Origin of the sequence: Nocardia amikacinitolerans, assembly GCF_900215415.1 — a bacterium.
Taxonomy (GTDB): domain Bacteria; phylum Actinomycetota; class Actinomycetes; order Mycobacteriales; family Mycobacteriaceae; genus Nocardia; species Nocardia amikacinitolerans.
The window spans coordinates 1-8,631 of sequence record NZ_OBEG01000006.1 but is presented as its reverse complement, the minus strand read 5'-3'; the positions used below and the strand labels follow the sequence as shown (position 1 = coordinate 8,631).

Here is an 8,631-nt window from a genome sequence, read left to right as displayed (position 1 = left end):
AATCGGTCCTTCAGTCCTCGGAGGAGTTGTTGTAGGCCAGGTCGATCAAGCCGTCGATATCGAGCTCGTCGATCGACTCGTCCGTGACGGTCTGATCGGTGTCGTCCTGGCTGTCCTGGCCATTCGCGAGTTTCATGAGGGCGTCCAGCAGGCCCGCTTCGCGGAGACGGGCGAGCGGGATCGTCTGGAGGGCATTGCGAATGCTGTTCTCCGACAGCTCCGTTACCTGCTCCGCATCCCGATGGCCGTCGAACTGGCCTGCCAGGTATTCGGCAAGCGCCTGCGGCGACGGATAGTCGAACACCGCGGTCGCGGGCAACCGCAAACCTGTCGCGGTCGCGAGGGCGTTGCGGAACTCGACAGCGGAGATCGAATCGAAGCCCAACTCGCTGAACGGCCGGTCGGGTGCGATCACATGGGCATTCCGATGACCCAGAATCGCCGCGACCTGACCGCGCACGATCTCCACCAGAACGCCGAGGCGTTCACCGTCGGGGGTACTCGCCAACCGCGCCCGCAGCGCCGCCGACGCATTCGCGCCTGCCTTCCGGCGCTGCGGGACCAGCCCGGAAAACAGCGCCGGCACTTCGGATCCCGCGCCACGCATGGCCTCGAGATCCAAGCGGGCAAGGATGGGGGCCGGCGTCTCCAGCGCGGTCGCCGCATCGAACAGCGCCAGACCCTGCTCCTGCGACAGCGGCAGCATGCCCGACCGGGACATCCGGCGCCGCTCGGTGTCACCGAGCTCCGCCGCCATACCGCCGTCCATACTCCACAGACCCCAGGCCAGCGAGGTGCCGGGCAGCCCGGAGGCCCTGCGGTGCGCCGCCAACGCGTCCAGGCAAGCGTTGGCCGCGGCGTAGTTGCCCTGGCCGGCATTACCGAATGCACCTGCCGCCGAACTGAACAGCACGAACGCCCGCAACGGCAGCTCGGCGGTCAGTTCGTGCAGGTGCAGCGCCGCATCGACCTTCGGTCCGAACACCGCGTCCATGCGGGCCGGAGTCAGCGAAGCGATCGCACCGTCGTCGAGCACGCCGGCCATGTGGAACACACCGGTCAGCGGGTGGTCGGCGGGGATACCGACCAGCACCCGCGCGAGCGCGCCGCGATCGGCGACATCACACGCGACGAACTCGACCTCGGCGCCGAGCTGCCGCAGCTCCTCCCGCAGTTCGATCGCACCCGTGGCCGATTCACCGCGTCGACTCAGCAGCAACAGTCGGCGAACACCGCGCGTGGCCACCAGATGCCGGGCGAACAACCCACCGAGGTAGCCGCTGGCACCGGTGATCAGGACGGTGTCGTCCGGATCGAAGGAACCGGTGGCCGGAGTGTCGGTGGCGACGACCCGCGCGAGTCGCGCGGCATGCACCCGCCCGGCGCGGACGGCCACCTGTGGTTCCCCGGCAGCCAGAATTCCGCCCAGCAGACCGCCGAGCTCGGAATCGCTGTCGATCAGCACGATCCGGCCGGGATGCTCCGTCTGTGCGGCCCGAACCAGGCCGCCGACAGCGGCACCGGCCAGATTCGAAACACCCTCCCCGGACACCGATACCGCGCCACCGGTCCGAACAACCAACACCGACTCACCGAACCGAGGCTCGGCGAACCAGGATTGCAGCACCTGCAACACACCATGAGTAGCGGCACGAACCGTGTCGGGGTCATTTCCCGCCGGGCAGTCCAGCACCACCGCCGGTGGGACGGGCTCTCCCACGTCTCCGAGATCCGCCCATGCCACCGAGGCAACCTCGTTCTCGGACACCGTGATCGGCGTCCAGTCCACATCGAAGACCGCAGTGCGAGCAATCGACGTGCCCGCCGTCAGCTGCGCGGCATCGACCGGCCGAGACGCCAAATGCCGCACCGTCGCCACCGCGACACCGGTCGAATCCGCCAAATCCAGCGCGACCCCCCGCTCGCCGATACGAGTCAACCGAACGCGCAACGCATCGGCCCCCGCCGCATGCACCGTCACACCCGACCACTCGAACGGCAACACCAAGCCGGACTCCTCCGACCCGGTTTCATCGGCAAAACGCAAGGCGTGCAACGCCGCATCCAACAACGCCGGATGGACACCGAACCGCCCCGCCTCGCCTCGCGCTGCCTCGGGCAGCTCGACCTCGGCATAAACCCCATCGGCTCCGCGCCACACCGCCCGCAGGGCCTGGAACACCGGACCGTAGTGATAACCCTGCGCATCGAGGGCGTCGTAGACACCGTCGATATCCACCGCGACCGCGTCCGCGGGCGGCCACGACACCAGATCCACTGCGGCACTGTCATCTTCCGGTGCTAGCGCGCCTTCGGCGTTCAACGTCCACGGCGTCTCGACTGTGTCGTCGAGGCGGGAGAAGATCCGCACCCGACGGCGACCGGCCACGTCCTCGGCGTCGACCACCACCCGCACGGCGACCCCGGCCGCGTCCGACAGCACCAGCGGCGCCCGCAGTACCAGTTCGTCGAGCACCGCGCAGCCGAGCTGTTCTCCGGCGTGCATGGCGAGTTCGACCAGACCGGTGCCGGGGAACAACACGGTGTCCATGACCGCGTGGTCGGCCAGCCAGGGCTGCGTCCGCACCGACAATCGTCCGCTGAGTGCGATCGCGTCGGACTCCGGTTGCGACACCACGGCCGAAACCAGCGGGTGCTCGCTGGCCGCGAAACCCATCGACCTGGCGTCGCCACCCGTGGCCGTGCCGGCGGCCATCCAATAGCGCTGACGCTGGAAGGCGTAGGTGGGCAGGTCGATACGCCGAGCTCCGGTGCCGGCGTACAGGCGAGCCCAATCGACGTGAGCGCCGGTGACGAACAACCCGGCCGTCCCGGCCATCACGGCGGACGCGTCCGCCTGGCCCCGACGCGCCAGCGCCACCACCGTCGGAGCCGTGGTCGCCGTGGCCCCATCGATGATCTGGTTGACCATCGGGAAGAGCACGGCGTCCGGTCCGACCTCGGCGAACCGGGACACACCCATATCCGCCATCGCGGCAACGGCATCGGCGAACCGGACCGTGTCCCGCACCTGACCGACCCAGTACGCCGGATCGGTCATCTCATCGGTGATCCGAGCACCGGTCACCGTCGACACCAACGGGATGGTGGGCCGACCGAAGGTCAAACCCTCGATCACCGAGGCGAACTCGGCCAACATCGGCTCCATCAACGCCGAATGGAACGCATGCGAAACACGCAATCTGTGTGTGCGCCAGCCCTGTTCGGTGCACTTCGCGACCACCGCGAGCACATCGTCTTCGATTCCGGAGAGCACCACCGACGACGGGCCGTTGACCGCTGCGATCGACACCTCGCCGGACAGCAACGGCAGCAGGTCTACCTCGGACGCACCGACAGCGACCATCGCCCCACCAGCAGGCAACGCCTGCATCAAACGACCACGCGCCGCCACGAGAACACACGCATCCTCGAGCGACAACACACCCGCCACATGCGCGGCAGCAACCTCACCGATCGAGTGACCGGCCACAACGTCGGCCCGGACTCCCCACGATTCGAGCAGCCGGAACAGCGCCACCTCGAACGCGAACAACCCCGCCTGCGCGAACACCGTCCGATCGACCGAATCCTCGTCCGACAGAGCGGTATTCAGCGCAATCTGCTGGTCCAGCATCGGATCGAGTTGCGCGACAATCGCATCGAAGTGCTCGGCGAACACCGGATACACCGCACGCAACTCGGCCGCCATACCGGCCCACTGCGCACCCTGACCCGAGAACACCACACCCGTCGACCCCGTCACCACCCGACCGGACACCACACCCGGAAGGGATTCGTCCCTGCTCAGCGCATGCGTTCCGGCCAGCAGCGCGTCACGGTCGGTCGCGAAGACCACGGCCCGGTGATCGAACAGCATCCTCGAATCGACAAGGGAGAAGCCGACATCGATCGGGTCGTCCTCGTGGTCGCCCACCTGCGCTGCCAGGCGGGCAGCCTGATCGGCGAGCGCCGCTCCACTGCGAGCGGAGAGCACCCAGGGCAGCACTCCGCCGACCGGAGCGGTCTCGACCTCCGGAGCCAGGTCCACCACGGGCGCCTGTTCGATGATCAGGTGCGCGTTGGTACCGCTGAGACCGAACGAGGACACCGCCGCACGACGCGGCCGATCCGCCTCCGGCCACGCCACCGGCTCGGTCAACAGGCGGACCTGACCCTCGGACCAATCCACCTTCGTAGAAGGCTGATCCACGTGCAGGGTCTGCGGCAGCAGCCCGTGCCGCATGGCCATGACCATCTTGATCACGCCACCCACACCCGCGGCGGCCTGAGCGTGACCGATGTTGGACTTCAACGACCCCAACCACAACGGCCGAGCGGCATCCCGATCTCGGCCGTACGTGGCCATCAGCGCCTGCGCCTCGATCGGGTCACCCAGCGTCGTGCCGGTGCCGTGCGCCTCCACCGCGTCGACGTCGACCGGCGAGACCCCTGCATTGGCGAGAGCCTGGCGGATCACCCGCCGCTGGGACGGGCCGTTCGGCGCGGCGAAACCGTTCGACGCGCCATCCTGATTCACCGCCGAACCCGCGATCACCGCGAGCACCCGATGACCGTTGCGCCGGGCGTCGGACAACCGCTCGAGCACCAGTACACCCGCGCCCTCGGACCAGCCGACACCGTCGGCCGCGTCCGCGAAGGACTTGCAGCGACCGTCCGGGGACAACCCACGCTGGCGACTGAACTCGAGGAACATATCCGGTGCCGACATCACGGCCACACCACCGGCCAACGCCAGATCGCATTCACCCGAGCGCAGCGACTGCGCGGCCAGATGCAGGGCGACCAGCGACGACGAACACGCCGTATCCACCGAAACCGCAGGGCCTTCCAAACCAAGCGTGTAGGCGATGCGACCGGAGACCAGGCTGCCGCCCGCGTTGTTGCCGGTGCCCGCGCCCTGGGCGTAGTCGTGGTACATGACGCCGGTGAACACGCCGGTCGAACTGCCGCGCAGCACCGAGGGGTCGAGACCGGCGCGTTCCAGCGCCTCCCAGGAGACCTCGAGCAGCACCCGCTGCTGCGGATCCATCACCGTCGCCTCGTTCGGGCTGATCCCGAAGAAGTCCGCGTCGAAATCGGCTGCGGAGTACAGGAATCCGCCGTGTCGGGTGTAGGTCTTACCCGCCTTGCCTGGCTCGGGATCGTAGATGCCGTCGATATCCCAGCCCCGATCGTCCGGCAGCTCTCCGATGGCCTCCCCACCGGAGGCGACCAGCCGCCACAGATCCTCCGGCGACGCGATGCCACCCGGGTAACGGCAGCCCATCGCCACCACGGCGATCCGGTCGTCGCCGATGGCTGTGCCAGTGGTGATTTCGATGTCCTGGCTGGTGCCGGTGAACTGCGCATCGATGAACTCGGCGACGACCTGCGGGTTGGGGTAGTCGAAGATCAGCGTGGCGGGCAGTTGCAGACCGGTGGCGGTATTGAGCTTGTTGCGGAACTCGATGGCGCTCAACGAGTCGAACCCCAGCTGTTGGAAGGCCTGTTGCGGCTCGACGGCAGCGCCGGAGGCGTGGCCGAGGGTTTCCGCTGCGGTGCCTCGGACGAGTTCGAGCAGTGCGGCGGCGCGATCGGTGTCGGAGAGCCCGGCCAGCCGCTGCGCGAACGCCTGCCCGGCCGCGGTCCGAGTCGCCCGGCGCACGGGCGCGGGTGCGATCGCCCGCAGCAAGGCGGGGATCTGCTCGCCCCGGGTGCGCAGCACAGCCGCGTCGACCCGCAGCGCCACCACCTGGGCCGCCTCGGCGGCGATCGCCGCATCGAACAGCGCAAGGCCTTCGGCCTCGGTCAACGGCGGGAAGCCCAGTCTCCGCATCCGATCGAAGTCGTCCTCGGACAGCTCGGCACCGAGACCGGTCGACCGCGCCCACAGTCCGTAATCGATTGCGGTAGCTGGCAATCCGAGTTCTCGACGATGCGTCGCGAGGGCGTCGAGGAAGACGTTCGCCGCAGCGTAGTTGGCCTGGCCTGCGGCCAGCACCAGCCCACCCGCCGAGGACAGCAGTACGAACAGCGACAGCGCTGTGTCCCGGGTGAGCTCGTGCAGATGCCACGCGGCATCGGCCTTGGGCCCGAGGACATTCCCGAGCCGGTCCGGCGTCATCGACTCGATCAGACCGTTGTCGGCGATTCCGGCCGCGTGCACGACACCCACCAGCGGATGCTCGGCCGAGATGCCGTCCAGCAGTGTGGCCACCGCGGCCCGATCCGACACATCGCAAGCGGCGACCGCGACCTGCGCCCCGAGCTCGACGAGCTCATCGCGCAGCTCCGTAGCGCCTGGAGCATCCAGGCCACGCCGTGACGTCAGGATCAGTTGGCGCACACCGTGTTCGGTCACCAAATGCCGGGCGATCACCGCACCCAGACCGCCGGTGCCTCCGGTCACCAGGACCGTGCCAGGGGGCAGCGGCCGAGCGACCGCATCGGATGCGTGGCGGCCGAAGCGCGGCACCAGCACTTCCTGCTCACGCAGCGCGGCTTCCGGTTCCGCGGCCATCGCCGCGGTCGCGACGGAGACCGGATCGTGGTCGCCGTCCAGGTCGAGGAGCTGGAAACGACCCGGGTTCTCCGCCTGCGCGGCGCGCACCAAACCCCAGACGGGGGCTTGGTCCAGCCGCACCGAATCGGAATCGTCCACGGCCACAGCGTTTCTGGTCGTCACCACCAAACGGGAACCGGCGAAACGAGTTTCGGCCAGCCAACCCTGGACGGTGTCCAGGACCCGGTTCGCCACCTTGCGTGCGGCCTGCGGCGGCGCACCGTCCTCGACCGGGCACTCCAGCAGCACGATCTCGGGTACGACCGCGTCCGGGTTCGCGTCCAGATCGGCGATCAGCGCCGCGAGGTCGCCGTAGCCACGCACTTCACCGGAACTTCGGCCCCAGCCGAGCGCAGCCAGTCGGCCGGGCTCCGCGAGCGCCGCCGGTGGGGCGACAGTGCTCCAATCCACGCGGAAGAGGGATTCCGCGGCACGGTCGGCACCCAGGCGATCGGCCGATACCGGTCGGGATACCAGCGCGCCGACCGAGAGCACCGGGCGCCCATGGTCATCGGCCAACTGCACGGTGAACCTGGTGCCGTCGACCACGATTCGAACCCGCACCGCAGCCGCGCCCGCAGCGTGCAACACCACGCGGTTCCAGGTGAACGGCAGGGCAGGGAAGTCGCCGACACCGTCCCGAAGGCCGTGCACGATACCGACGTGCAGCGCCGCGTCGAGCAACGCCGGATGAACTCCGAAGCCGTTGCCGTCCTGCGGATCCGGCAGCGTGACCTCGGCGAACAACTCGTCACCGCGCCGCCACGCCGCCTGCAAGCCCTGGAAGAACGGGCCGTAGCCGTACCCGAGATCGAACAGTTCGTCGTAGACGCCCGTGAGGGGAGTCGGCTGCGCACCCGCGGGCGGCCACGCCGCCAGATCGAAATCGGCCGCCGTCTCGCCCGGTGCGAGAACACCCTCGGCGTGCAGCGACCACGGCACCTCGGCGGTCTGCCGCGAATGTACGGTCAGCCGCCTGCGACCGGACTCGTCCGCGCCGGCCACCACGACCTGTACCGCGACGCTGCCCTCGGCGGGCATCGTCAACGGGGTATGCAGGACGAGCTCATCGACCACCTCGCAGCCGAGGACGCCGCCGACGTAGCTCGCCAGCTCCACGAACCCGGTGCCAGGCAGCAGCACCACGCCGAGCACGCTGTGGTCGGCCAACCACCGCATCGAGTCCACCGACCACCGGCCGGTGAAACTCACCTCACCCGACTCCGGATGCGACACCATCGCCGCGAGCAGCGGATGCTCCACCGCGTCCAGGCCGGCCGAGCCGACCCCACCCAGTTCGGCGCCCAGCCACGACTTCGCCAGCATGTGCCGGGGATCGAGCCAGAACCGCTCGTGCTGGAAGGCGTAGGTGGGCAGGTCGATTCGTCGTCCGCCGGGATGGAGACCGGCCCAGTCCACGTCCGCACCGGCCACGAACAGGGCGGCAACCCCACCCAACACCGCGGACTCATCGGCCCGACTCCGACGCGCCAAGGGGACGATCGCCGGAGTCGCGGTCAGCTGCCCGGAGTCGGCGATCTGCGCGATCATCGGGGTCAGCACCGCGTCGGGGCCGACCTCGGCGAACCGGGACACACCCATCTCCGCCATCGCGGCAACGGCATCGGCGAAACGGACCGTGTCACGAACCTGGCCGACCCAGTACCCCGGATCGGTCATCTCCTCGGTGATCCGCGCACCCGTCACCGTCGACACCAGCGCGATGCTCGGGCGGTCGAACACCAAACCTTCGACCACCGAAGCGAACTCGGCGAGCATCGGCTCCATCAAGGCCGAATGGAACGCGTGCGAGACCCGCAGGCGATGCGTCCGCCACCCATGTTCCACACAGGCGTCGACAACAGTCTGGACCGCGTCCTCGACGCCAGAGAGCACCACCGACGACGGGCCGTTGACGGCTGCGATCGACACCCCATCGATACCGGTCAACAGCGGCAGCACATCACCTTCGGACGCACCGACAGCCACCATCGCCCCACCAGCAGGCAACGCCTGCATCAAACGACCACGCGCGGCCACCAACACACACGCATCCTCGAGCGACA

General features: G+C 68.8%; 1 protein-coding gene. It reads right to left on the bottom strand.

The window, feature by feature from the left end; all coding sequences use genetic code 11:
* Positions 1-10: 10 nt before the first annotated feature.
* A partial coding sequence (locus CRP45_RS24680; RefSeq protein ID WP_143861536.1) for a type I polyketide synthase occupies positions 11-8,631 on the bottom strand: 8,621 nt, incomplete at its 5' end.